The 23800-nt window shown below is 73.8% G+C and carries 22 protein-coding genes and 1 pseudogene; 12 read left to right on the top strand and 11 right to left on the bottom strand.

Annotated features, from left to right (window positions below; all coding sequences use genetic code 11):
* Together Q7L73_RS00005 and Q7L73_RS00010 are read left to right on the top strand one after the other, a co-directional pair.
* Nucleotides 1-247, top strand: a pseudogene (locus Q7L73_RS00005) (hypothetical protein); the annotation flags it as partial.
* Between the two features lie 32 nt (nucleotides 248-279).
* A complete protein-coding gene (locus Q7L73_RS00010) occupies nucleotides 280-1089 on the top strand; it encodes a hypothetical protein (protein WP_304696288.1) in 810 nt (269 codons plus the stop codon).
* 52 nt (nucleotides 1090-1141) lie between these two features.
* Here Q7L73_RS00010 and Q7L73_RS00015 read toward each other — a convergent pair whose 3' ends face one another.
* The 5 genes from Q7L73_RS00015 to Q7L73_RS00035 all read right to left on the bottom strand — a co-directional run bounded on the left by Q7L73_RS00015 (nucleotide 1142) and on the right by Q7L73_RS00035 (nucleotide 5461).
* A complete protein-coding gene (locus Q7L73_RS00015; protein WP_304696287.1) occupies nucleotides 1142-2254 on the bottom strand; it encodes a PKD domain-containing protein in 1113 nt (370 codons plus the stop codon).
* 5 nt (nucleotides 2255-2259) lie between these two features.
* A complete protein-coding gene (locus tag Q7L73_RS00020; RefSeq protein ID WP_304715468.1) occupies nucleotides 2260-3417 on the bottom strand; it encodes a hypothetical protein in 1158 nt (385 codons plus the stop codon).
* Nucleotides 3414-3914 (bottom strand): hypothetical protein, encoded by a 501-nt coding sequence (locus Q7L73_RS00025; RefSeq protein ID WP_304687887.1) that lies wholly within the window; start codon nucleotides 3912-3914, stop codon nucleotides 3414-3416. The genes Q7L73_RS00020 and Q7L73_RS00025 overlap by 4 nt, the downstream gene beginning before the upstream one ends.
* A 113-nt stretch (nucleotides 3915-4027) precedes the next feature.
* Complete coding sequence (locus Q7L73_RS00030) at nucleotides 4028-4474, bottom strand: type II toxin-antitoxin system RatA family toxin (RefSeq protein ID WP_304687889.1); 447 nt, start codon at nucleotides 4472-4474, stop codon at nucleotides 4028-4030.
* Nucleotides 4475-4492: 18 nt separating this feature from the next.
* Entirely contained in the window at nucleotides 4493-5461 is a 969-nt protein-coding gene (locus Q7L73_RS00035; RefSeq protein ID WP_304687891.1) for a YafY family protein, read from the bottom strand.
* A 93-nt stretch (nucleotides 5462-5554) separates the two neighbouring features.
* Between Q7L73_RS00035 and Q7L73_RS00040 the strand changes: the two genes are divergently transcribed.
* The 5 genes from Q7L73_RS00040 (at nucleotide 5555) to Q7L73_RS00060 (ending at nucleotide 13312) form a co-directional block, all read left to right on the top strand.
* A complete protein-coding gene (locus Q7L73_RS00040; protein WP_304687892.1) occupies nucleotides 5555-6547 on the top strand; it encodes an ATP-binding cassette domain-containing protein in 993 nt (330 codons plus the stop codon).
* Nucleotides 6544-7311, top strand: a complete 768-nt coding sequence (locus Q7L73_RS00045; RefSeq protein ID WP_304687894.1) for an ABC transporter permease — start codon at nucleotides 6544-6546, stop codon at nucleotides 7309-7311. The genes Q7L73_RS00040 and Q7L73_RS00045 overlap by 4 nt, the downstream gene beginning before the upstream one ends.
* Nucleotides 7312-7421: 110 nt before the next feature.
* On the top strand, nucleotides 7422-9887 hold the full coding sequence (locus tag Q7L73_RS00050) for a penicillin acylase family protein (RefSeq protein ID WP_304687896.1): 2466 nt from the start codon (nucleotides 7422-7424) through the stop codon (nucleotides 9885-9887).
* A gap of 120 nt (nucleotides 9888-10007) precedes the next feature.
* Nucleotides 10008-12293 (top strand): molybdopterin-dependent oxidoreductase, encoded by a 2286-nt coding sequence (locus Q7L73_RS00055; protein WP_304687898.1) that lies wholly within the window; start codon nucleotides 10008-10010, stop codon nucleotides 12291-12293.
* Nucleotides 12294-12304: 11 nt separating this feature from the next.
* The gene (locus tag Q7L73_RS00060; protein WP_304687900.1) at nucleotides 12305-13312 is read left to right on the top strand and encodes a sigma-70 family RNA polymerase sigma factor; all 1008 of its coding nucleotides are present in this window, start codon (nucleotides 12305-12307) and stop codon (nucleotides 13310-13312) included.
* Here the strand turns inward: Q7L73_RS00060 and Q7L73_RS00065 are convergent.
* The 3 genes from Q7L73_RS00065 to Q7L73_RS00075 all read right to left on the bottom strand — a co-directional run bounded on the left by Q7L73_RS00065 (nucleotide 13309) and on the right by Q7L73_RS00075 (nucleotide 15451).
* Nucleotides 13309-13635: an STAS domain-containing protein gene (locus tag Q7L73_RS00065; protein ID WP_304687902.1), complete on the bottom strand. Its 327-nt coding sequence runs from the start codon at nucleotides 13633-13635 to the stop codon at nucleotides 13309-13311. The two genes, Q7L73_RS00060 and Q7L73_RS00065, sit on opposite strands and share 4 nt — an antisense overlap.
* 66 nt (nucleotides 13636-13701) lie before the next feature.
* The gene (locus tag Q7L73_RS00070; protein WP_304687904.1) at nucleotides 13702-14613 is read right to left on the bottom strand and encodes a hypothetical protein; all 912 of its coding nucleotides are present in this window, start codon (nucleotides 14611-14613) and stop codon (nucleotides 13702-13704) included.
* A 118-nt stretch (nucleotides 14614-14731) separates the two neighbouring features.
* Complete coding sequence (locus Q7L73_RS00075; RefSeq protein ID WP_304687906.1) at nucleotides 14732-15451, bottom strand: crotonase/enoyl-CoA hydratase family protein; 720 nt, start codon at nucleotides 15449-15451, stop codon at nucleotides 14732-14734.
* 134 nt (nucleotides 15452-15585) lie between these two features.
* Between Q7L73_RS00075 and Q7L73_RS00080 the strand changes: the two genes are divergently transcribed.
* Entirely contained in the window at nucleotides 15586-16179 is a 594-nt protein-coding gene (locus Q7L73_RS00080) for a TetR/AcrR family transcriptional regulator (RefSeq protein WP_304687907.1), read from the top strand.
* Nucleotides 16180-16222: 43 nt separating this feature from the next.
* Here Q7L73_RS00080 and Q7L73_RS00085 read toward each other — a convergent pair whose 3' ends face one another.
* Nucleotides 16223-16783 (bottom strand): TetR/AcrR family transcriptional regulator, encoded by a 561-nt coding sequence (locus Q7L73_RS00085; RefSeq protein ID WP_304687909.1) that lies wholly within the window; start codon nucleotides 16781-16783, stop codon nucleotides 16223-16225.
* 92 nt (nucleotides 16784-16875) lie between these two features.
* Between Q7L73_RS00085 and ilvD the strand changes: the two genes are divergently transcribed.
* The 4 genes from ilvD to Q7L73_RS00105 all read left to right on the top strand — a co-directional run bounded on the left by ilvD (nucleotide 16876) and on the right by Q7L73_RS00105 (nucleotide 21393).
* Nucleotides 16876-18765 carry a dihydroxy-acid dehydratase gene (gene ilvD / locus Q7L73_RS00090; RefSeq protein WP_304687911.1) on the top strand — a complete coding sequence of 630 codons (1890 nt, stop codon included), beginning with the start codon at nucleotides 16876-16878 and terminating at the stop codon, nucleotides 18763-18765.
* A 90-nt stretch (nucleotides 18766-18855) separates the two neighbouring features.
* Nucleotides 18856-19830: a DNA polymerase domain-containing protein gene (locus tag Q7L73_RS00095; protein ID WP_304687913.1), complete on the top strand. Its 975-nt coding sequence runs from the start codon at nucleotides 18856-18858 to the stop codon at nucleotides 19828-19830.
* A gap of 22 nt (nucleotides 19831-19852) precedes the next feature.
* Entirely contained in the window at nucleotides 19853-21007 is a 1155-nt protein-coding gene (locus tag Q7L73_RS00100) for a DNA polymerase domain-containing protein (RefSeq protein ID WP_304687915.1), read from the top strand.
* Between the two features lie 62 nt (nucleotides 21008-21069).
* On the top strand, nucleotides 21070-21393 hold the full coding sequence (locus Q7L73_RS00105) for a hypothetical protein (protein WP_304687916.1): 324 nt from the start codon (nucleotides 21070-21072) through the stop codon (nucleotides 21391-21393).
* Nucleotides 21394-21452: 59 nt separating this feature from the next.
* On the opposite strand, the gene Q7L73_RS00110 is transcribed toward Q7L73_RS00105, so the two are convergent.
* The gene (locus Q7L73_RS00110; protein WP_304687918.1) at nucleotides 21453-22085 is read right to left on the bottom strand and encodes a TetR/AcrR family transcriptional regulator; all 633 of its coding nucleotides are present in this window, start codon (nucleotides 22083-22085) and stop codon (nucleotides 21453-21455) included.
* Nucleotides 22082-23779 carry an FAD-binding dehydrogenase gene (locus Q7L73_RS00115; protein WP_304687920.1) on the bottom strand — a complete coding sequence of 566 codons (1698 nt, stop codon included), beginning with the start codon at nucleotides 23777-23779 and terminating at the stop codon, nucleotides 22082-22084. The genes Q7L73_RS00110 and Q7L73_RS00115 overlap by 4 nt, the downstream gene beginning before the upstream one ends.
* Nucleotides 23780-23800: the final 21 nt, after the last annotated feature.

Raw genomic sequence — 23800 nt, forward strand, 5'->3', positions numbered from 1 at the left:
CGGCTCGGGCCCGGCCGGACCGGCCGGCGTGACCGGCGCGAGCGGCCCGACTGGGGCGACCGGCCCGACCGGTCCCGCCGGCCCGGCCGGCGCGCGCGGCCTCCGCGGCCGCGACGCGAAGCCGAGACGGGCGAAGCCGAGAGCGAAGGCGAAGACCAGACGGGCGAAGGCGAAGCGCGCGAAGCAGCCCAGACGAGCCCGCCGCGCGCACGCCAGACGCACGAGCGCCCGCCGCGCGGCGCGCTGAGGAAGAGCTTGCCAACCAACGAAGGGGGACTCATGTCCAGCTGGAACGGCGCGCGCGGGGCGCGCACACTGCTGACCGCCGCGCTTGCCGCCTCGGCGTGCGCGATCGCGGCGCCGTCGGCGCTCGCCGCCAACGTGACGGTGCGGGTCGAGGGCAGAAGCGGCACGCTGCTGTCGCAGACGACCGTCACGATCGGTGACGGGACGAGAACGGCGCACACGTGGAACAACGTCGGCTCGCTGCCGTACAGATGCGCCGACGACACCGCCTATCAGGCGACCGAGCTGGCGCTGAGAGGCAACTGGGACAAGCAGACGTACGTCGAGACGCTCGCCGGCGAGTCGCACACCTGGTCGCCGAACAGCGAGTACTGGATCCTCTACGACAACAACAACTACGCCGACTGGGGCGGCTGCGACCTGCACCTCGCCGACGGCGACACGGTGCTGTGGCAGGCCGGCGTGTCGGGCGCCTCGCCGGACTTCATACCGGACTCGATCCCGGTCTTCCTGAACCGGGTGACGCCGGCGACGGGCAGCGTCAGACTCGGCAGAACGCTGACGGTGAGACTGACGGCCTACCGTCCGACCGACATCTTCGGCACGCAGGACCCCAACGATCCCAACCACTGGATCATCCCGCCGAGCCCCGCGACCAACCCGGCCGGCTACACGGTCAGCATCGGCGGCGCGACCGCGGTCACCAACTCCAGTGGCGAGGCGACCGTGACGGTGCCGTCGACGAGAGGCGTCTACGACGTCCAGGCGAGCGTGCCGGGCAGCTCGACGAACTGGAGCCGTTCGATCCCGATCCCGATCTGCGTCAGCAACACGACCTGCTGATCGGCTGAGCTGGCGCCGGTGCCGCCGCGACCCGCGGTGGCACCGGCGCCGCTCATCTCGTCACCTTCAGTCTCAGCGTCACGACCGCGCTCCTGGCTCTGGCCGCGTTCGTCAGCCGCAGCTGCAGGCGGTAGTCGCCGCGGGGGAGCGGGTGTCCTTTCGCGCGGCCGCTCAGCAGCAGCGTCACGACGCCCGCTCTGACCCGCTTGGAGTCGCGCGCGATCGTTCTCGTGACCGTGCAGCGTCTGCCGCTGCGGGCGCGGGTCGAGCAGCGATGCGCTCTGCCCGTGCGGCGGCCGGGCAGCACGCGCACGAGCGTCAGCGCGACGGTGCCGGGGTCGCTCGTGCGGAAGCGCAGCCGCGTGCCCGTTCTGCCCGCGCGTCTGGCGATCAGCAGGCCGCCGCGATGGGCCGGTCGCACGCGTCTGGGCGACAGCGACGCGCGCGTGATCCGCGGCGCCGGCCGTCTCGCTCTGCCGCCGCCCGGCTGGCCTCTGCCGGGCTCGACCGGCGGCGCGACGATCGCGATCGTGCGCGTGAAGGAGGCGCCGTTGCCGAGCACGTCGGCGACGGTCACCGTCACCCGCTTCAGGCCCGGCTCGGCGTAGGCGTGCGAGGCGGTGTCGCCGCTCGCGCCGGCGCCGTCGCCGAACTCCCAGGCGGTGGGGGCCAGCGGCGAGAGGCGGTCGTGCGGCAGCACCGACACGGTCACCGGCTCGCCGGCGAAGGCGCGCTCGGGCACCTGCAGCCCGTCCGCCGTCGGCGCGGTCGCGTCGGCGTCGGCGATGTAGGGGACTCTGTCTCTCGTCCAGGCGATTGTCGCGTCGCCGTCGGGCCCGACCGCAAGCTGCGGGTTGTAGGCCGTGACGAGCGTGCGGACCGGCCCGAAGCGCGAGTCGGGACCAGGGCCGCGCGTCGTCAGCTCGGCCAGCGTCTCCGGCTCGGCGTTGAACTCCATCACGAAGCCGCCGCGCGGATTGGCTGTGAGGTGCGGATGGTCGGAGTAGTGGCTCGGGTCGCTGACGTCGACCGCGCCGCCGAAGCTCGCCGCGCCGGCGGCGGCGAAGGCCGTCTGGACCCGTCGCGGCGGGGGCGGTGCGGCGGCGGGCTGGGCGGCGCCGGCCCGCGGCGCCGCGCCGGCTTGCGCTGACGTGCCCGCGCGCACCGCGGTTATGACCAGGCTGCCGATCGTGATGTCGGCGAGCGCGACGTCCCACGCGACGACGGCGTCGCCGTCGGGGTCGACCGCCAGCTCGGCGTTCGCCGCGCCGTTGTCGGCTCTCGGGTCGGAGAGCGTCTGCGCCGGGCCGAACGCGCCGCGCCGGGCAGCCGCCGCGCGACCTGGACGATGTCGGCGAGGCCGCTCGTCAGCTCGATCCAGGCGACCGTCACGCCGCCCTCAGGGCCCGCCGCGATGCGCGGGTGCTCGGCCGTGTCGGTCGTGGAGCTGCCGCCGCTGCCGTCGGCGGAGAGATTCTGCGGCGCCGACCAGGCGCTCTCGCCGGCGTCGCGGTGGGAGGCCTGGACGACGTCTCTGACCGGCTGGTTGGCACCGCCGAGGTCGCGGATCCAGGTCGCGGTCGCGGCGCCGGCCGCGTCGACGGCGACATGCACCTCGTTCGCGTGGCCGCCGTACGGCGCGACGGTCACCGGCGCGGAGAAGGCCGTCGCGCCGGCCGGCAGCGTCGCGGCGAGGACGGTCGACCTGGTGTCTCTGAGGCGGACCTCCTGCCAGACGACCGTGACGTCGCCGCGCGCGTCGACCGCGAGCGCCTCGGAGGCGATGAACTGGCCGGCCGCCTCGGGCGCGGCGGTGATCGGCAGGCCGTACGCCGCCGCGCCGGCCGGCTTCACCCGCACCGCCTCGTCGCCGCTCAGGTACCCCTTGCGGAAGAGGATCGCGCTGTCGCCGCCTGTGCCGGCCGCGAGCGCCTTGAACAGCCCCTGCTGGTCGGCCGGCAGCAGCGTGATCGGCGGCGCGAACGCGGCCGAGCCGGGCGAGCGCACCGTCGCGCTGCCGATCCACGGCGCGCTCAGGTGCGTCCAGGCGACGGTCGTCCCGCCGGCGCCGTCGATCGCGAGCGCGAGCGGGCTGGCGGCGTCGGCGTCGGCCGGCCCGATCGCGACCGGCTCGGCCTGAGCGGCCGGCGCGGCGAAGGCGAGGGCTGCGGCGGCGGCGAGCAGCGGCACGAACGCGGCGCGGCGGGCCGGCGTCGCGTCGCTGGCGGCGGGCGTCGCGCGGGGGCGGGCCGGCGTCGCGCGGCTGGCGGCGGGCATCGCGCGGGGGCGGGCCGGCGTCGCGCGGCTGGCGGGCGTCCGCCGCATCATGCGTCCGGGAAGGTCGGCGTGATCGCGAAGGCGCGCGCGGCGTGGTGGCCGGCGTCGTCGTGGGCGCGCACGTGGACGGTCAGGCGCGTCTGGACGCCGCCCGCGAAGCGGCCGGCGAGCGCGCGCAGCTGCGGCTCGCTCAGCGGCAGTCGCAGCGTGCGCGGCACGTCGCTCCCCAAGCGCACGGTCCGCGCGGGGGTCTGGATCGTGATCGCCGGCAGGCCGAGCCCGGCGCGCGGCAGTCTCGCGCGGGCGCTCGCGACGGCGGTGCACGCCGTCAGCGGGCAGCGCACCCGCACGACCAGCGCCCGCGTCTTCAGCACCGCCTGCCGCGGCGCGCCGCTCACCTCCAGCGACAGCGGCCCGTCTGCCGCCGGGGCCGCCGCCGCGCTCGCGGCCGTCGCGCTCGCGCCCGACCCGGTGCCCGCGGCTCGCGTCGCCGCGTCGGCCGCCGTCATCCCCGCCAGCGCGACGCCGGCGGCCACCGCCGTCGCCACGCACGCGCCCCTGCTCGCAGATCCCATCCGCTCAGCCTCTCAGCGGCGCGGCGGCGGCACATCGGGTGCTTCCCTGAAATCGTCCGCCGCCGCGGGGGCGAGCGGGCGGCGCGTCAGCCCTGCTCGGCGCGCGTCTTCAGCTCTTCGGCGGCCCGCTCGATCAGCACCTCTCTGACGCGATCGACCGCGGGACCTCGCAGCAGCATCCCGAGCATCCGCCCCGGATCGACCTCGAGCGCGTACGTCGCGCGCGTGCGGTCGGGGCCGATCGCCTCGAACGTCCAGCGGCCGACGAGCGCCTTCAGCTCGCCCTTCTCCTGCACCGTGTCGATCCGCTCCGGCGGCGCGTAGCTGAAGCGCAGCACCGCTCTGATCGTCTTCATCTTCGCGTCGGAGACGGTCTCGACCAGCGTCGGGCGGCCCTCGCCGTCGCGCTCCAGCACGTCGACCGAGACGAGCGACGACTGCCACTCGGGCGCCCGCTCCAGGTCGGCGGCGATCTCGTAGCAGCGCTCGCGCGGCGCCGCCACCTCGACGGTGTGCTCTCCAGTCAGGGACATGCGCGGGAGCTTACGACCTCACCCCGCCGCGACCGCGAACCGCTCCGCCAAGGTCGCGAACGCGGCTCTCAGCTCGGGCGGCTCGACGACCTCGAACGGCACCCCGAGCATCACGATCCGCACCGCCAGCCAGTCCAGCTCGTCGCCGCTGGTGCGGAACTCGCAGCCGTCGGCGACGCCCTCGAAGCTGCCCCAGATCGTCGGGAAGCGGGCGTTCATCTCGGCCGTGGTCGCGCGCAGGCGCACGCGCGCCTGCCAGCGCTGCTGGCCCGCCGCGAACCGCTTCGCGGCGCTGAACCCCTCGGTCACATAGGCCGCCGGATCGCCGCCGGGCAGCTCGCGCGGGGCGAAGCGGGCGCCGGCCGGCGCGGGCCGCTCCAGCCGGTCGAGGCGGAAGCTGCGCCAGTCTCTGCGCTCGCAGTCCCAGGCGACCAGGTACCAGCGGCGGCCGAGGTTGACGAGGCTGTGCGGCTCGACTTGGCGGCGGCTCTCTGCCCCGTCGCGGCTGACGTACCTGAAGCGCAGCCGCTCGCGGTCGCGGCAGGCGGCGGCGAGCACGGTCAGCAGGTCGGGGTCGACGGTCGGCCCGGTCACGGCCGGGGTCGCGGTCGCCGAGCGCAGCGCGGTCACGCGCCGGCGCAGGTGCGACGGCAGCACCTGCTCGAGCTTCAGCAGCGCGCGCACCGACGTCTCCTCGATCCCCGCGACCGACGTGGAGGCGGCGGCGCTCAACCCCACCGCGACCGCGACCGTCTCGTCGTCGTCGAGCACCAGCGGCGGCATCGCCGTGCCGGCGCGCAGGCGGTAGCCGCCGGTCGGCCCGGTCAGCGCGTCGACCGGGTAGCCCAGCTCGCGCAGCCGCTCGACGTCGCGGCGGATCGTGCGGCAGGAGACGCCGAGCCGGTCTGCCAGCTCCTGACCGGCCCAGTCGCGCCTCGCCTGCAGCAGCGCGAGCAGCTTCAGCAGTCGTCCCGAGGTCTCCGTCATCCTGCGCCGAACGATGTCAGGTATTGCGGTCACGATCTGGCCTAAACCGGTCATACGATGCGGCGCATGCCATCGCAAGCGCAGAATCAGAAGATGGAGAACCCACCCGTGACGGCCCACTCGGGAGACCTCGCGATCAGCGTCAGAGGTCTTGTCAAGTCGTTCGGGGAGGTGCGCGCGGTCGACGGCGTGGACTTGTCGGTCGAGACCGGCACCGTCCTCGGCCTGCTCGGCCCCAACGGCGCCGGCAAGACGACGACGGTGCGGATGCTGACGACGCTGCTGAAGCCGGACGCGGGCGAGATCCGCGTCGCCGGGCTCGACGCCGTCCGCGACGCGGCCGCGCTGCGCGAGCGGATCGGCCTCGCCGGCCAGTACGCGGCCGTCGACGAGAACCTGACCGGGGCCGAGAATCTGACGATGGTCGGCCGCCTCTACGGCATGTCGCGCGCGCAGGCGAAGGAGCGCGCGGCGGAGCTGCTGGCGCGCTTCGACCTGACCGACGCCGCCAAGCGCGTCGCCAGAACCTACTCCGGCGGCATGCGCCGCCGGCTCGACCTCGCGGCCGCGCTCGTCGCGAGACCGCAGATCGTCTTCCTCGACGAGCCGACGACGGGGCTGGACCCGCGCAGCCGCCTCGGCCTGTGGGGGACGATCGAGGAGCTGGTCGCCGACGGCACGACCGTGCTGCTGACGACCCAGTACCTCGACGAGGCCGACCGCCTCGCCGACAAGATCGCGGTGATCGACCGCGGCACGGTGATCGCCGAGGGCACCTCGGACGAGCTGAAGGACCGCGTCGGCGGCGAGCGGCTGGAGGTGACGCTGGACGACCCGGCTCAGGTCGAGGCGGCGGTCGCGGCGCTGACGCCGCTGGCGGCCGAGCGGCCGGTGGTCGAGGACGGCATCGTGAAGCTGACCGTGCGCGAGCGGCGCGGTGTGATCGTGGACGCGGTCGAGCGGTTGAAGGCCGCCGGCCTCGGCGTCGACGACCTCGGCCTGCGCCGCCCGACGCTCGACGACGTGTTCCTGACGCTCACCGGCCACGCGGCCGAGGCGGCCGACGACGAGGAGAAGCAGCAATGAGGCGGCTCGTTTCCGACACGCTCGTGATCGCCGAGCGCAACCTGGTGCGGCTGCCGCGCTCGCCCGACCTGCTGCTGGCGTTCACCGTCCAGCCGGTCATGTTCGTGCTGCTGTTCGTCTACGTCTTCGGCGGCGCGATCACGACGCCGGGCTACGACTACGTCGACTTCCTGATCCCCGGCATCATCGTCCAGAACATCGCCTTCGGCGGCTTCGTGACGGCGCTCGGGCTGTCGGAGGACCTCAGCAAGGGGCTGATCGACCGCTTCCGCTCGCTGCCGATGGCGCGCGCGGCGGTGCTCGCCGGCCGCACGCTGGCTGACGTCGTCACGAACGCGCTGTCGGTGCTGGTGCTGCTCGTGACCGGCCTGATCATCGGCTTCTCGTTCCACTCCAGCATCGGCGAGGTGCTGCTCGGCTTCCTGCTGCTGCTCGCCTTCGGCTACGCCTTCTCGTGGATCTTCGCGCTGCTGGGCCTGGTCGTCTCCTCGCCGGAGGCGGCCAACTCGCTCGGCTTCATCGCGGTCTTCCCGCTGACCTTCATCTCGTCGGCGTTCGTCCCGGTCGACTCGATGCCGGCGGCGCTGAAGTGGTTCGCGGACGTCAACCCGTTCACGATCGTCGTCGACGCGATGCGCTCGCTGTGGCTCGGCGCACCGGCCGGGAACAGCGTCTGGGGCGGGTTCGTGTGGTCCGCGGTGCTGATCGCGATCTTCGCTCCGCTGGCGGTCGCGCGCTACCGCCGCGCGGCCGGCAGAGCCTAGAAAGCTGGCGCATGGACGCGGCGGCGACTGGCCGCCGCGTCCAACGACCGGGACAAATGTGCAATCAGCGGGACTGGAAGTGCAGTGGCCGTTCTGTTTACGGTCGGGGGATGAGGAGATGTCCCCCCGCGGGGCGCGTGCTCGCATTGAGCGCCGCTGCCCTGCTGTCGCTGCCGGCCGTCGCGTCCGCCAAGGACTACGCCGGCACAGCGTTGAACGTGATCCCGTCGGGCCAGTGGGGCGGGATCGGCGCGCCGCCGGCCTCGTCTGACCAGGCGAGAATGTACGACGGCCTCACGCCGTTGTTCGACCAGGTCACCGACGGCGACCTGACGAAGTACTTCAAGCCGGAGACCTTCGGCACCGCGGGCCAGTGCCCGTGCACGGAGGAGAAGGTGCCGCGCAAGGGCGTCAGAATCGTCCGCGACGCGCAGAACGTCCCGCACGTCACCGGCCGCAACCGGATCGACCTCGACTGGGCCGCCGGCTGGATCCTCGTGCAGGACCGCGCGCTGCTGCTGGCCGCCGGCCGCTACCCGGCCCGCTTCGCCGCGCTCGACGCGCCCGGCATCAGCGCCTTCGGGCTCGTGACGACGCTGACGGCGGTCAAGCCGAGCGCGCAGGCCGACAAGATCATCGACAGAGAGCAGACCTCCGCGCTGCTCAGACGCGGCGCCGAGGGCAGAGCGCTGCTGAGAGACGTCGACGCCTACGTCGCCGGCATGAACGCCCGGCTCAGATTCGAGGGCTCGTCGGTCGAGCCGTACACGCGCGTCGACGTCTACTCGCTCAACGCGCTCGCCGGCCAGATCTTCGGCCAGGGCGGCGGCGACGAGACGCGCCGCGCGATGCTGCTCGACGGCCTGCGCAAGAAGCTCGGGACCGAGAAGGGTACGCAGGTGTGGAACGACCTCAGCGAGCACGTCGACGACGACACGCCGGTGACGATCTCCAAGCGCTTCCCGTACGAGCAGGTGCCGGCCGGCAGAACGCCCGGCAGCGTCGTCGTCGACAACGGCTCGATGACGCAGGCCGGCGTCGCCGCGACCGCCAACGCGACGCGCGCGCACAGAAACATGTCGAACTTCCTGATCCTGTCCGCGAACCGCTCCACGACCGGCCACCCGCTGTTCGTCGGCGGCCCGCAGATCGGCTACTTCTACCCGGGCCTGACGCTGGAGATGGACCTGAAGGCGCCGGGGATCGAGGCGCGCGGCGCGGCGATGCCCGGCGGCGCCGGCAACATCCTGATCGGCCGCGGGCAGGACTTCGCCTGGTCGCTGACCTCGGCCGGCTCGGACACGAACGACCAGTTCGTCGAGACGCTCTGCGGCGGCTCGGACACGAAGTACCGCTACAAGGGCAGATGCCGCGCGATGGAGCGGATCAACGCCGGCACGATCCTGACCAGAGGGCCGGTCGTCTTCTACCGCACCGTCCACGGCCCGGTGCTCGGCTACGCGAGAGCCGGCGGCAAGCGCGTCGCGATCTCGTTCAAGCGCTCCAGCTACGGCCAGGACATCGCCTGGCAGATCGCCTTCAAGCGCTTCACCGACGGCACGGTGACGGGCGTCAGATCGTTCTACGACGCGGCCGCGACCTCGCCGTTCACGTTCAACGTCGGCTACGCCGACGACAAGGACATCGCGATGTACTCGACCGGCGCGCTGCCGCTGCGCGACAAGCGCGTCGACCCGCGCCTGCCGACGAAGGGCACCGGCGAGTACGAGTGGAAGGGCTGGCTGGCCGCGAAGGACCATCCGCACGTCGCGAACCCGAAGTCGGGCGCGCTGATCAACTGGAACAACAAGCCGGCGGCCGGCTTCGGCTCCGCCGACGACAACTGGGAGCAGGGCTCGACCCAGCGCGTCGCGATGCTGCGGGCCGGGATCGCGAAGAGAGAGAAGCACGACCTCGCCTCCGTCACGTCGGCGATGAACGCGGCGGCGACGCAGGACCTGCGCGTCCAGGGCCCGCTGCTCGACGGCGTCCACGCGCTGCTGGCGAACACGCCGGCCCCGAGCTGGCGGGCGCAGCGGATGTACGACCTGCTGCGCGCCTGGCGCGCGTCCGGCTCCAGCCGCCTCGACCGCGACCTCAACGGCCTGATGGACGCCGGCGCGGCGCCGGTGATCATGGACACGTTCTATCCGCTGCTGGCCGACGCGGTCCTGACGCCGGTGCTCGGCGCCGACCTCAACACGCAGCTGATCGGCCTCGCGGGCAGAACGAACGCGACCACCAGCGGCTTCACCGGTGGCCGCATCAACTACGTCGACAAGGACCTGCGCGCGCTGACGGGGACGAGATTCCGCTCGCCGTTCGCGACCAGATTCTGCGGTGGGGGCGATCTCGCCGCCTGCCGCGCCTCCGTCTGGAGCGCGCTCGACCAGGCCGGCGCCGCGCTCGCCGCCGCCAGAGGCAGCGAGGATCCGGACACGTGGACCTCGGACGCGACCGCCGAGCGGATCAGATTCGCGCCCGGGATCTTCACGACGACGATCCGCTACACGAACCGCCCGAGCGGGATCCAGCAGGTGATCTCCTTCGACGGTCACCGCAAGCAGCGCAAGTAGGTACGCGCGTACGCGCCCGCCCTGCACGGGCGGGCGCGCCCGGCGCGGCGCCGCGGGGCGGCTGACCGGCTCCTGACGCGAAGCCGTGCAGCCGCGCGCGCACGGGAGTAGGGTCGGCCGATGAGCCGCACCGCATTCCGGACCTGCCCGCTGTGCGAGGCGACCTGCGGGCTGGAGCTGACGGTCGAGGACGACGGCGCCGTCACGCGCGTGCGCGGTGACGAGCAGGACGTCTTCTCGCACGGCTACGTCTGCCCGAAGGCGCTGTCGCTGCCGCAGCTGCACGACGACCCCGACCGGCTGCGCACGCCGCTGCGGCGCAACGACGCCGGCGAGCTGGAGCCGTGCACGTGGGAGCAGGCGCTCGCCGCGATCGACGCCGGCCTGCGCGGCGTGCAGGAGCGCGGCGGCCGCGACGCGGTCGCGCTCTACATCGGCAACCCGAGCGTCCACAACCTGTCGGCGCCGCTCTACGGCCGCGTGCTGGCGAAGGCGCTCGGGAGCAGAAACGTCTACTCCGCCAGCACCGTCGACCAGTACCCGAAGCAGCTCGCCTCGGCGCTGCTGTTCGGCGGCGGGCTGACGGTCGCCGTCCCCGACCTCGACCGCACCGACCACCTGCTGCTGCTCGGCGCCAACCCGCTCGTCTCCAACGGCTCGCTGATGACCGCGCCGGACGTGCGCGGCCGGCTGCGCGCGATCCAGCGCCGCGGCGGGCGCGTCGTCGTGGTCGACCCGCGCCGCTCCCGCACCGCCGAGGTCGCCGACGAGCACCTCCCGATCCGCCCCGGCGGCGACGCGCTGCTGCTGGCGGCGATGGCGGCGACGCTGTTCGCGGAGCGGCTGGTGAGACCCGGGCGGCTGACGCCGCACCTCAGCGGGCTCGACGAGCTGCGCGAGCTGCTGCAGCCGTTCACGCCCGAGCTGGTCGCGCCGGCGGTCGGGATCGACGCGGCGACGATCCGCCGCCTCGCGCGCGAGCTGGCCGCCGCCGAGCGGGCCGTCGTCTACGGCCGCATGGGCACGACGACGCAGACGTTCGGCACGACCGCCTCGTGGCTGATCGACGTCCTCAACGTGCTGACGGGCAACCTCGACGAGCCCGGCGGCGCGATGTTCCCGCTGCCGGCGACCGGCGGCGCCAACGTCCGCGGCACGCCCGGCAGCGGCCGCGGCGCGCGCGTCGGGCGCTGGGCCAGCCGCGTGCGCGGGCTGGAGGAGGTCTTCGGCGAGCTGCCGGTCGCCTGCCTGGCGGAGGAGATCGAGACGCCCGGCGAGGGCCAGGTGCGCGCGCTGATCACGCTCGCCGGCAACCCGGTCGTCTCGACGCCCAACAGCGCCCGCCTCGACGCGGCGCTCGCGTCGCTGGACTTCGTCGTCTCGCTCGACCTCTACGTGACCGAGACGAGCCGCCACGCCGACGTGATCCTGCCGGCGCCCTCGCCGCTGGAGCGCTCCCACTACGACATCGCGCTGTACGGCTTCGCGGTCCGCAACGTCGCCAACTACTCGCCGCCGCTGCTGCCGCTGCCCGCCGGGCTGCAGGACGAGTGGCGGACGCTGCTGGCGCTGACCGGGATCGTCACCGGCCAGGGGCCGGCGATCGACGTCGACGCGCTCGACGACTTCGTCGCGCTGGAGCTGGTGCGGCGCGACGCGGCCGACCCCTCCTCGCCGGTCGCCGGCCGCGACCCGCAGCAGCTGCTGGCCGCGCTGGCGCCGCGCCGCGGCCCCGAGCGGCTGCTCGACGCGATGCTGCGGACGGGGCCCTACGGCGACCACTTCGGCGCGGCACCGGGCGGCCTGTCGCTGGCGGCGCTGGAGGCGGCGCCGCACGGGATCGACCTCGGTCCGCTGGAGCCGCGGCTGCCGGCGGCGCTGCGGACGGCGAGCGGGACGGTCGAGCTGGCGCCGCAGCGGGTCGTCGCCGACCTGCCGCGGCTGGAGCAGGCGCTCGCCGAGGCGGAGGCCGAGGCCGGCGGCGCGGAGCGCCCGATGGTGCTCGTCGGCCGTCGCGACCTGCGCTCGAACAACTCGTGGATGCACAACCTGCCGCTGCTGGCCGGCGGCCCCGGCCGCTGCACCGCGCTGCTGCACCCCGACGACGCCGCCCGCCTCGGCCTGCGCGACGGCGCCCCGGTGCGCGTGCGCTCGCGCGTGGGGGAGATCGAGCTGCCGGCGCAGCTGGACGACGGCATCATGCCCGGCGTCGTCTCGATCCCGCACGGCTGGGGCCACGGCGTCGACGGCGTCGGCTGGCGCCGCGCCGCGGCCGCCGGCGGCGTCAACGCCAACCTGCTCGCCGACGAGCTGCTGGTCGACCCGCTCTCCGGCAACGCCGTCCTCAACGGCATCCCGGTGGCTCTCGCGCCGGTCGCGGTGGAGCCCGTCGGCTCGGCGGGGTAGGCTGACGAACAGTGGAAGGCGGCACGCTCCAGACCACGCCGGACTTCGCGGCGCTCGAACGCCACCGGCGCGAGCTGACGGCCTACTGCTACCGGATGCTCGGCTCGCCGTTCGAGGCCGAGGACGCGGTGCAGGAGACACTGCTGCGCGCGTGGAGAGCGCTCGACCGCTTCGAGGGGCGGGCGCAGCTGCGCTCGTGGCTCTACCGGATCGCGACGAACGTCTGCCTCGACATGCTCGACGGGCGCAAGCGGCGGGCGCGGCCGATGGATCTCGGCCCGGCCTACAACCCGGAGGGCCCGATCGGCGGGCAGCGCTCCGCGATCGAGTGGGTCGAGCCGGTCCCCGACAGCCTCGTCACCAGCGCCGAGGACGATCCGGCCGCCGTCGCCGAGTCGCGTGAGACGCTGCGACTCGCCTTCGTCGCCGCGCTCCAGCACCTGCCGCCGCGCCAGCGCGCCGCGCTGATCCTCTGCGAGGTGCTGCGCTGGAAGGCGGCCGAGGCGGCCGAGCTGCTGGACACCAGCGTCGCCTCGGTCAACAGCGCGCTGCAGCGGGCGCGCGCGACGATCGACGCGAACGAGCTGCAGCCCGGCAAGGCCGCCGCCGACCTCGACGACGACGATCGCAGGCTGCTGGCCGACTACGTGCAGGCGTTCGAGGCCTACGACATCGAGCAGCTGACCGCGCTGATCCAGGAGGACGCGGCGCAGTCGATGCCGCCGTACGAGCTGTGGCTGCGCGGCCGCGCCGACATCATGACGTGGTGGTTCGGCCCGGGGCTCGGCTGCGTCGGCTCGCGGATGGTCGCGCTGCCGCCGGTCAACGGCTCGCCGGCCTTCGCGCAGTACCGCAGAGCGAGCGACGGCGACGGTCACGCGGCGTGGGGCCTGCAGGTGCTCGAGCTGAAGGACGGCCGCATCGGCGAGTTCGCGATCTTCCTCGACGTCGCCTCGCTGTTCCCGCTGCTCGGGCTGCCGCTGCGGCTGCCGGCCGGCGCGCCCGACCCGGCCCTCTAGGGCGGCCGCGGCTCGGCGGGCGGGCGCGGCTCGCTCACGAGCACGTTCGTCAGCCCCATCAGCGCGACCAGCGCCCGCAGCTCGCCCTCCATCCCCGTCAGCGTGACGGTGCAGTTCGCGCGGCGGGCGGCGAGCTGCATCCGCGCGAGCGCGTCGACCGCGACCGCGTCGGGCGCGACGCCGGCGACGTCGCAGAGGACCCGCGCCGGGGCGTGCTCGCCGACGAGCGCGCAGAAGCGGTCGTAGAGCGCCGGCAGGTCGTCGCGTGCGAGCGGCCCGCGGATCGAGAAGCGCATCGTGCCGGGGGATGCGGGGCCTGTCATCGCAACTAGGACGGCCCCGGCGCGAGAAACTCATCGCCGGGGCCGTCGCGGTCGGGTGCGGCTGATTCAGAGCTGCTGCCACTGCACGTTGACGAAGACGGCGCTGCCGTTGGTGCCGGCGCAGGCGAGGAAGGGGATCCGCTGCGTCAGGCTCGGGCGCGTCGAGCCGTAGAGCGCCGTCATCTGGTCGGCGGTCATCGTCTTGCCGGGGGCGAGCGTGGTGACGGCGTTGTCGCTGCCGCACTCGCTCGTCGAGTGGCCGGGCTTGACGAACGCCAGCGGCGTGCCGTTGGCCGGGTTGCTGACCTTCGTCAGGACGGCGTTGAAGCCGGGGCCGCCGCCGAAGTAGCCGAGGAACGGCACGAAGCCCTGCACGACCGGCTGCGCGCTCATCGTGACGCTCGCGTCGTGGAGCGAGCCGGGCGCGTTCTGCTGCGCGTCTCTGCGGACGTCCTTCAGCCAGCGCAGGTTGATCCCGAGCGGCCGCTGGCCGTAGGCGACGTAGTCGTTCTCGACCGTGTTGAAGAGCGCGGCGTTGCCGGTCGCCGGGTCGCTGCCGATCTTCCACTGGTAGGAGGGGCGGCTGGACCAGGTCAGGTTGATGCCGAACGTCTGGCTGCCGTAGACGAGGTAGCGGCGCGTGCTGCTGTTGTAGATCGCGACCTTCTCGCCGGGGTTCATCGCGCGTCTGCGGTGGTCGCGGATGTTCGGGGAGCCGGTGTCGGGCAGGAAGGTCCACTGCGCCGAGGAGGAGCCCCAGACGAGGTCGACGCCCCAGGTTCGCTTGCCGTAGTCGACGTAGCTGTTGTTGATCAGGTTCTTGAACGAGTAGCTGACGTTGACCGACGGTCTGCTCGTGCCGAGCGACCACTGCGCCGCGTCGGTGGTGGAGACCGCACCAGCGGCGGAGGGCAGGGCCGCCGCGAGCAGGGCGGCGACGACGACGGCGAGCAGGGCGGTGAGGCGGGTGGGGCGCATGAGCTGTCTCCTTGTGCGATTCGGAGGGGCCTTGGACTGCGCTCCACTCTGCTCTCGCCCCGCCCGCCGGTCGTTCGCCTCCGCGACGCTCGCTGTGTCGACTGCGCGACAGTTCGAGTCAGGCCGGCGCGGTCGTCATGCCGAGGCCGTCGAAGGAGGCCAGCTCCTGCTCGACCGCGGCGCGGATCGCTCGCAGCGCCGGCTGGCGTGCGCGCAGCTTGGTCGCGTGGTGGGCGGCCATGTTGAGCTGCTTCAGCTCGCTCGCGGCGGCGAGCGCCTCGGCGCGGACCTGCTCGGGCGCGACGATCCGGTCGAGGAAGCCGGCGGCGACGGCGGCGGCCGGGTCGTAGCCGTGCCCGAGCACGACGGCGCGGTCGAAGTCGGCGGTCGTGAGCCGCTGGCGCGCGAGCGCGATCGCCCACCACGGCACGGTCAGGCCGATCTTGACCTCGTTCATGCCGAGCTGGAAGGCGCCGTCGGCGCCGATGCGGACGTCGGCGGCGAGCGCCAGGAACGAGCCGGCGGCGATCGCGTGGCCGGTGCAGCCGATCACGACCGGGGTGGGGAAGGAGAGGATCCGCTCCGCCAGCGTCGCGCCGAGCCGCAGCATCTCCAGCACCGCCTCGCCGTCGCCGGCCTGGAAGACCTTCAGGTCGAAGCCGGCCGAGAAGCGGCCCTCGCGACCGGTCAGCAGCACGATCGCGCCGTCGCGCTCGGCCGCGTCGAACAGCTCGTGCAGCCGCGTCAGCATCGCGATCGAGAGCGCGTTCGCCTTGCCGTCGTCGAGCGCGATCGTCGCGATCCCGTCGTCGAGCGTGTAGGTCGCCAGCTCGGTCATCGGTTCTCCTCAGGATCGGAGCCCGCCGCGCGGCGGGCCCGGGTCTGCGCCCACGCGGCTCGCGCTCCGCGGGCTCGGGTCGATTTCGTGACAAGGTTACGGAACGCTGTCACGGAATGCGCTAGCCTGCCGCCATGCCGCGCGCCAAACAGCGCACGCCGGAGCTGCGCGAGCGGCTGCTGGCGGCCGCGATCGAGCTGCTCGCCAGCGACGGCCCCGCCGCGCTGACCGCGCGTGCCGTCGCCGCCGCCGCCGGCACCTCGACGCCGGCCGTCTACGAGCTGTTCGGCGACAAGGGCGGGCTCGTGCGGGCGGTCTTCTTCGCCGGCTTCGGCCGCCTGCACGCGCTGCTCGACGCGGTCCCGCTGACCGACGACCCGCGCGCCGACGCGCTCGCGACCGCGCGCGCCTACCGCGCCTTCGTCGTCGCCAACCCGGCGCTGGCGGAGGTGATGCTGTCGCGCCCGTTCACCGACTTCGCGCCTGGGCCGCAGGAGCTGAAGCGCAGCGGCTCGGTGCGGACGCTGATCGTCGCGCGCTGCCAGCGGGCGATCGACGCCGGCCTGATCGCGGGCGACGCGGCCGACGTCGCGCACGCCTTCGTCGCGCTGCTGCAAGGCCTCGCCGCGGCCGAGAACGGCCGCCGCCTCGGCACGTCGAGCGCCTCGATCGACCGCCGCTGGGAGCTGGCCGTCGGCGCGCTGCTCGACGGCCTGGCGCCGCGCTGAGGCCGCCGCGCGCGTCGCGCCGCCGCCCGCCGCCGCGCTGACGCTAGGCCCGCATCCCGCGCAGCACCAGCTCCGCGAGCCGGTGCGCGGCGGGGGCGCCGGTCGGCGACAGCTCGCGCAGGGAGCAGAAGAGGATCCGCAGATCCTCGTGCGTGGTGTCGGCGGCGAGCAGGTCGGCCTCGCGTGCGCGGGCGACCATCAGCGCCAGCGCGGAGGTCGCGCCGGCGCGCGCGGCGGCGACCGCCTCGCTCGCGAAGGCCGCCTCGTCCCAGGCGGTCTGCGTGACGGCGTCGGCGAGGCAGTCGTCGACGGTCGCGTGCGTCGCCGCGACCAGCGCCTCCCACGGATCGCCGGCGTCGAGCGCGGCGAGGAAGCGCTCGCGCAGGATCGTCGCGCGGGCGATCACGAGCGCGGCGATCACCTCGTCCTTTCTGCCGACCTGCCGGTAGATCGAGCCGACGCCGACCCCGAGCGCCTCCGCCAGCGCCGGCATCGGCAGCCCGATCCCCTCGCGGGCGAACAGCTCGCCGGCGACCTCGAGCGCCCGCGAGCGCTTCTCGGACGCGCTCAGCCGCTCCCACGGGGTTGAGGCCGGAATGGGCATTCCGCTAGTCTACGCGGACCGCCCGAGCAGCACCACCAGCCACGAGCGGCCGCCGCGCCCACGGCGGTCACAGCCACAAGAGGAGCCTTGCGATGCCACCGTTGAAGTCCCGCACCGTCACCCACGGCCGCAACATGGCCGGCGCCCGCGCCCTCCTGCGCGCGGCCGGGGTAGCGCGCGAGGACTTCGGCAAGCCGATCGTCGCGATCGCGAACTCGTACACGCAGTTCGTGCCCGGCCACACGCACCTCGCGCCGGTCGGCGAGGTCGTCGCGGCGGCGGTGCAGGAGGCCGGCGGGATCCCGCGCGAGTTCAACACGATCGCCGTCGACGACGGCATCGCGATGGGCCACGGCGGCATGCTCTACTCGCTGCCCTCGCGCGAGCTGATCGCCGACAGCGTCGAGTACATGGTCAACGCCCACTGCGCCGACGCGCTCGTCTGCATCTCCAACTGCGACAAGATCACGCCGGGGATGCTGAACGCCGCGCTGCGGCTCAACATCCCGACCGTCTTCGTCTCCGGCGGCCCGATGGAGGGCGGCACCGCGACGCTCGTCGACGGCACCGTCCGCAAGGGCCTCAACCTGATCACCGCGATGGCGGAGGCCGTCTCGCCGTCGGTCAGCGACGACGACATGGCGCTGATCGAGGAGGCCGCCTGCCCGACCTGCGGCTCCTGCTCGGGCATGTTCACCGCCAACTCGATGAACTGCCTGACGGAGGCGCTCGGCCTGTCGCTGCCCGGCAACGGCTCGACGCTCGCGACGCACACGATGCGCAAGCGGCTGTACGAGGACGCCGGCCGCACCGCCGTCGAGATCGCGCTGCGCCACTACCACGAGGACGACGAGTCGGTGCTGCCGCGCGCGATCGCCACCCGCGAGGCGTTCGACAACGCGATGACGCTCGACATCGCGATGGGCGGCTCGACCAACACCGTGCTGCACCTGCTCGCCGCCGCGCAGGAGGCCGAGCTGGACTTCACGATGGCCGACATCGACGCGCTCAGCCGCAGAGTCCCGTGCCTGACGAAGGTCGCGCCCAACGGCGTCTACCTGATGGAGGACGTCCACCGCGCCGGCGGCATCCCCGCGATCCTCGGCGAGCTGCAGCGCGGCGGCCTGCTGCACGAGGACGTCCACACCGTCTTCGCGCGCACGATGGACGAGTGGCTCGGCGCCTGGGACATCCGCAGCCCGAAGCCCTCGGAGGCGGCGCTCGACCTGTTCCACGCCGCGCCCGGCTGCGTCCGCTCGGCGAGAGCGTTCTCGCAGTCGGAGCGGTGGGAGTCGCTCGACACCGACGCCGCCGACGGCTGCATCCACGACGTCGAGCACGCGCACTCGCTCGACGGCGGCCTGGCGATCCTCTACGGCAACATCGCCGAGCGCGGCTGCGTCGTGAAGACGGCCGGCGTCGACGACTCGATCCTCAGATTCAGCGGGCCGGCGGTCGTGTTCGAGTCGCAGGACGACGCGGTCGACGGGATCCTCAGAGGCGACGTCAGATCGGGCGACGTCGTCGTGATCCGCTACGAGGGGCCCAGAGGCGGGCCGGGCATGCAGGAGATGCTCTACCCGACCTCCTACCTGAAGGGCCGCGGCCTCGGCAAGGAGTGCGCGCTGCTGACCGACGGCCGCTTCTCCGGCGGTACCTCCGGCCTGTCGATCGGCCACGTCTCGCCCGAGGCGGCCTCCGGCGGCCTGATCGCGCTGGTCGAGAGCGGCGACACGGTCGCGATCGACATCCCCGGCCGCACGATCGAGCTGGAGGTCGGAGCCGACGAGCTGGCCTCGCGCCGCGCCGCGCTGGAGACCTCCGGCGGCTACCAGCCGGCCGCGCGCGAGCGCTACGTCTCGCAGGCGCTGCGCGCCTACGCCGCGATGGCGACCTCGGCCGACACCGGCGGCGTCCGCGACGTCGGCGCGATCGAGCGCGCTGCGGCGACGCTCAACAGCGCGACGGCGCAGCCGGCCTGAGCCCGCGCCGCGCCGCGCCCGCCGCTGCCGCGCGCGGCAGCGGGCGCGATCGTGCGGGCCGCGGCGCCGTACGGCGCTAGGGTGCCGTCCATGGCGGAGGAGCGCGAGGTCGAGCTGACCAACCTCGACCAGCCGTTGTTCGACGGCGCCGAGGCGACCAAGCGCGATCTCGTGACGTACCTGGAGGCGGTCCAGGAGCCGCTCCTGAACGGGCTGCGGGGACGGCCGCTGTCGGTGATGCGGGCGCTGCGCGGGCGCAGACCGTTCATGCAGAAGAACGTGCCGAGATACCTGCCGGAGTGGGTGCGGACGGCGACGATCTGGGCCGAGGCGAGCAGACGCGACGTCACCTACGCGCTCTGCGACGACTGGCCGACGCTGAAGTGGTTCGCCAACCAGCGCGCGATCGAGTACCACCCGGCGCTCGTGCGGATCGACGCCGAGCCGCCGCGGCAGACCCACCTCGTGCTCGACCTCGATCCGCCCGAGGGCGCGCCGTTCGCCGCCGTCGTCGCGGTCGCGGAGCTGGTGCGGCAGGCGCTGGCCGAGGCGGGGCTGAGCGGCGCGCTCAAGACGAGCGGCGCGAAGGGCGTCCACATCCTCGTGCCGATCGCGCAGCCGGCCAGCGGCGAGCAGATCGCCGCCGCGACGCGCGCGCTCGCCGCCCGCGCCGAGCGGCTGGACCGGTCGCTCGCGACGACCGCCTACGTGCTCGCCGAGCGCGGCGGGAGAGTGTTCGTCGACGCCACGCGCGCCTACGGCGCGACGATCGCCGCCGCCTACAGCCCGCGCCTGCGCCCCGGCGCGACCGTCTCCTTCCCGCTCGCCTGGGACGCGCTCGCGGACGCCGATCCGCACGAGTTCACGATCAAGACGGTGCCGGCGCTGCTCGACGGCGGCGACCCGTGGGCGGCGCTGCTGCCCGCGCCGCAGCCGCTGCCGGCGGAGCTGGTGGAGGAGGGGCGCGAGATCCCCGTCGCGCGCGTCGCGGCGATGCACGAGGGCAAGCGGCGCGCCCGCGCCAGACGCGAGGCGGCGGCGGACGCTCCCGCGAGAGACGCCTGACCCGCTCGCTAGGATCGCGCTCGTGGCCAGAAGCGAACACACGATGCTCGAGCTGGCGGGACGCGAGGTGCGCCTCTCCAACCCGGCGAAGGTCTATTTCCCGAAGCCCGGCTGGACGAAGCTCGACCTCGTCGAGTACTACGTCGCGGTCGCCGACGCCGCGCTGATCCACCTGCGCGAGCGGCCGACCGTGATGAAGCGGTTCGTCAACGGCATCAACGAGGACCCGATCTGGCAGAAGCGGGTGCCGTCGAGAGTGCCCGACTGGCTGGAGACGACGACCGTCGCCTTCCCCTCCGGCCGCACCGCCGAGGAGCTGGTCGCCAACGACGTCGCCCACCTCGCCTGGGCCGTCAACCTCGGCGTGATCGACTTCAACCCGTGGCCGGCCCGCCGCGCGGAGCTGGACGCGCCCGACGAGCTGCGCGTCGACCTCGACCCGGGCGAGGGCGTCGGCTGGGACGCGGTCCGCAGAACGGCGCTGGTCGTGCGCGACGTGCTGGAGGAGCACGGCCTGCGCGGCTACCCGAAGACGTCGGGCTCGAAGGGGATCCACGTGATGGTCCGGCTGGAGCCGGAGTGGGACTTCCTCGGCGTGCGCCGCGCGGCGCTGGCGCTGGCGCGCGAGGTCGAGCGGCGCGCGCCGGACCTCGCCACCAGCAAGTGGTGGAAGGAGGAGCGGCACGGCGTCTTCGTCGACTACAACCAGAACGCGCGCGACCGCACCGTCGCCTCCTGCTACTCGGTCCGCCCGACCGTCGACGCGCGCGTCTCCTGCGCGCTCGAATGGGACGAGGTCGCCGACGTCGAGCCCGGCGACCTGCGGCTCGACACCGTCCCCGAGCGGCTGAAGACGGTCGGCGACCCGGCCGCGACGATCGACGCGAACGCCGGCACGCTCGACGGCCTGCTCGAGCTCGCCCGCCGCGACGAGGAGGAGGGGATCGGCGACGCTCCCTGGCCGCCCCACTTCCCGAAGCAGAGAGGCGAGCCCAAGCGCGTCCAGCCGAGCCGCGACAAGGACCGCCCGACCCAGCGCGGCCGCGCCGGCGACCCCCAGCCCGGCGGCCCGCCGCCCGGCGTCAGAGGGGGACTCAACAAGGCCCCCAAACCCACCCAGTTCGGCGCCAAGCCCCGCACCGGCCAGGGCTACGCGCACGAGTTCGACGAGGAGTGAGACGGCCGCCGCGCCGCTTGCCTGGCCGCGAAGCCGACAGGGCGACCCGCTACGTTGAGCGGATGCAGGACGAGCTTCCGACCTTCTCGTACACGCTCGAACCGCTTCCGCCGAGCCGGCTCGGCCGCCGCTGGCGCTGGTCGCTCTACCGCGGCGAGCGGCTGCTCGCGGCCGGCTGGCACTACGGCCAGCGCCAGGCGATCGGCGCGCTGCGGACCGCGACCTCGCGAGCCGCGCACGAGCTCGCCGGCCTGACCGCGCTGCGCCCCGAGCGCGCCGCGACCGAGGGCCGCTTCATCGCCGGCGCGACCGTCCAGCTCGACTGCGGCGCGCTGCGCTGCGTGCTGGCGCCGCGCGTCGAGGCGGCCGAGTCGAGCGCGGCGTAGGCAGGTCCCGCGCAGCGCGCCTTCCGGTCGACGCCCGCCCGCCCGCCCGACGCCGCGTCCTACGCCTCCGCGATCGTGTACGCCCGCACGACCGCGAGGAACAGCTCCCGGCGACGCGACCGCACGGCGGGGTCGTCCGGCTCGATCAGGCACTGGATCGCGGTGCCGTCGTGGACGGCGACGAGCGCCGCCGCGAACGCCTCGCGGTCGACCACGCGCCGCCCGACGCGCGCGACCGCGCGGTCGATGAACGGCAGCAGCGCGGCCGCGATCTGCGCCTCGCGCGCCGCCATCGCGGCGCGCAGCGACGGCACCCGCAGCGCGTGCGCGGTGAACTCGGACTCGACCCGCTGCCAGTGGTCGTCGAGCGGCAGCAGCGCGAGCAGCTGGTCGATCCCGTCCTCCAGCGACACGAGCGCCTCGCCGGGGGTCGCGTCCAGCGCGGCCGCGAGCGCACCCAGCATCGCCGTCGAGCGCTGCTCCCACATCGCCAGGAACAGCTCGTCGAGCGAGCCGAAGTTGGAGTAGAAGGCGCCGCGCGTGTAGCCGGCCCGCTCGCAGACCTCCTCGACGCTGGCGCGGCCGAAGCCCTCCTCGGCGAAGACGTGCAGCGCGGCGTCGAGCAGCCGCTGACGCGTCTCGGCGCGCCGTCTGGTGACGCGCCGAGGTCTGGCAGGCGCGGCCTCGCTCACGCCGTCGCGGCTCCCGCGCGCGCCGCGCCCGCGTCGCCCAGCTCCCGTGCCAGCGCCAGCCCGGCCGCCCGCCCCGAGAAGATGCAGCCGCCGACGAACGTGCCCTCCAGCGCGTTGTAGCCGTGCACGCCGCCGCCGCCGAAGCCGGCGACCTCGCCGGCCGCGTAGAGGCCGGGGAAGGGAGAGCCGTCGGCGCGCATCACCTGCGAGTCGAGGTTGGTCTCCAGCCCGCCGAGCGTCTTGCGCGTGCAGACGTTCAGCCGCACGGCGATCAGCGGCCCGTGCTTGGGGTCGAGGATCCGGTGCGGCTTGGCGACGCGCATTCTGTCGCCGCGGATGCGGCGCGCGTTGGCGATCCCCATCAGCTGCGCGTCCTTGGAGTACTTGTTGTCGACCTCGCGGTCGCGCGCGACGACCTGGCGCTCGATCTGCGCGTAGTCCAGCGCGGGTCCGCGCGCGATCTCGTTCATGCCGGCGACCAAGTCGTGGAGATTGTCGCGCACGACGAAGTCGACGCCGTTGCGCTTGAACGCCTCGACCGGCCCGGTCGCGCCCTTCGCCAGCCGCGAGCGGATCAGCAGCTTGATGTCCTTGCCGGTCACGTCGGGGTTCTGCTCGGAGCCCGAGAGCGAGAACTCCTTGCCGATGATCGACTCGTTGAGGATGAACCAGGAGTAGTCGTGGCCGGTCTGGAGGATCCGTCTGAGCGTCGCGAGCGTGTCGAAGCCGGGGAAGCAGGGCGCCTCGAGCCGCTCGCCGAGCGCGTCGAACCACAGCGACGACGGCCCGGGGATGATCCGGATCGCGTGCTGCGGCCAGATCGGGTCCCAGTTGTGGATCCCCTCGGTGTAGTGCCACATGCGGTCGCGGTTGACGATGTTGCCGCCGGCCTCCTCGGCGATCCCGATCATCCGCCCGTCGACGTACGCGGGCACGCCCGAGATCATCGTCTGCGGCGGCTCGCCGAGCCGCTCGCGCGGCCAGTTGCGGCGGATCAGCTCGAAGTTGTGGCCGATCCCGCCGGAGCTGACGACGACCGCCTGCGCGCGCAGCTCGAACTCGCCGGCCGCCTCGCGCGGCGAGGCGACGCCGCGCTCCAGCTCGTCGCAGGCGACCAGCTCGGTGCCGCGCACGCCGACGACGGCGCCGTCCTCGACGACGAGGTCGTCGACCTGGTGGCGGAAGGCGAAGCTGACGAGCCCGCGCCGCTCGGCCTCGAGGATCGGCTCGAGGAAGACGCGCACCAGCTCGGGGCCGGTGCCCCAGGTGAGGTGGAAGCGGGGGACCGAGTTGCCGTGTCCCAGCGCGTCGCCGCCGCCGCGCTCGGCCCAGCCGACGGTCGGCACGACGCGCAGGCCGAGGTCGAACAGGTATCTGCGCTTCTCGGTCGCGGCGAAGCGGACGTACGCCTCGGCCCACTGGCGCGGCCAGTGGTCCTCGACGTCGCGGTCGAAGCCGGCCGAGCCGAGCCAGTCCTGCAGCGCCAGCTCGTAGGAGTCCTTGATCCCCATCCGCCGCTGCTCGGGGCTGTCGACGAAGAAGAGGCCGGCAAGCGACCAGAAGGCCTGGCCGCCGAGGTTTCTGCGGTTCTCCTGGTCGAGCACGAGCACCCGTCGCCCGGCCTTGACCAGTTCATGCGTGGCGACGAGGCCGGCGAGGCCCGCGCCGACGACGATCACATCGGGGTCGTTCATGATGCAAGAACGTATCCGATG

Source organism: Conexibacter sp. CPCC 205762, assembly GCF_030646155.1.
Lineage (GTDB): Bacteria > Actinomycetota > Thermoleophilia > Solirubrobacterales > Solirubrobacteraceae > Conexibacter.

Coding starts and splice junctions, on each gene's coding strand:
- Q7L73_RS00020 (WP_304715468.1), bottom strand. CDS start 3,417: ATGATGCGGCGGACGCCCGCCAGCCGCGCGACGCCGGCCCGCCCCCGC.
- Q7L73_RS00010 (WP_304696288.1), top strand. CDS start 280: ATGTCCAGCTGGAACGGCGCGCGCGGGGCGCGCACACTGCTGACCGCC.
- Q7L73_RS00115 (WP_304687920.1), bottom strand. CDS start 23,779: ATGAACGACCCCGATGTGATCGTCGTCGGCGCGGGCCTCGCCGGCCTC.
- Q7L73_RS00075 (WP_304687906.1), bottom strand. CDS start 15,451: ATGACCGAGCTGGCGACCTACACGCTCGACGACGGGATCGCGACGATC.
- Q7L73_RS00080 (WP_304687907.1), top strand. CDS start 15,586: ATGCCGCGCGCCAAACAGCGCACGCCGGAGCTGCGCGAGCGGCTGCTG.
- Q7L73_RS00065 (WP_304687902.1), bottom strand. CDS start 13,635: ATGACAGGCCCCGCATCCCCCGGCACGATGCGCTTCTCGATCCGCGGG.
- Q7L73_RS00040 (WP_304687892.1), top strand. CDS start 5,555: ATGGAGAACCCACCCGTGACGGCCCACTCGGGAGACCTCGCGATCAGC.
- Q7L73_RS00070 (WP_304687904.1), bottom strand. CDS start 14,613: ATGCGCCCCACCCGCCTCACCGCCCTGCTCGCCGTCGTCGTCGCCGCC.
- Q7L73_RS00035 (WP_304687891.1), bottom strand. CDS start 5,461: ATGACGGAGACCTCGGGACGACTGCTGAAGCTGCTCGCGCTGCTGCAG.
- Q7L73_RS00085 (WP_304687909.1), bottom strand. CDS start 16,783: ATGCCCATTCCGGCCTCAACCCCGTGGGAGCGGCTGAGCGCGTCCGAG.
- Q7L73_RS00105 (WP_304687916.1), top strand. CDS start 21,070: ATGCAGGACGAGCTTCCGACCTTCTCGTACACGCTCGAACCGCTTCCG.
- Q7L73_RS00050 (WP_304687896.1), top strand. CDS start 7,422: ATGAGGAGATGTCCCCCCGCGGGGCGCGTGCTCGCATTGAGCGCCGCT.
- ilvD (WP_304687911.1), top strand. CDS start 16,876: ATGCCACCGTTGAAGTCCCGCACCGTCACCCACGGCCGCAACATGGCC.
- Q7L73_RS00095 (WP_304687913.1), top strand. CDS start 18,856: ATGGCGGAGGAGCGCGAGGTCGAGCTGACCAACCTCGACCAGCCGTTG.
- Q7L73_RS00055 (WP_304687898.1), top strand. CDS start 10,008: ATGAGCCGCACCGCATTCCGGACCTGCCCGCTGTGCGAGGCGACCTGC.
- Q7L73_RS00030 (WP_304687889.1), bottom strand. CDS start 4,474: ATGTCCCTGACTGGAGAGCACACCGTCGAGGTGGCGGCGCCGCGCGAG.
- Q7L73_RS00045 (WP_304687894.1), top strand. CDS start 6,544: ATGAGGCGGCTCGTTTCCGACACGCTCGTGATCGCCGAGCGCAACCTG.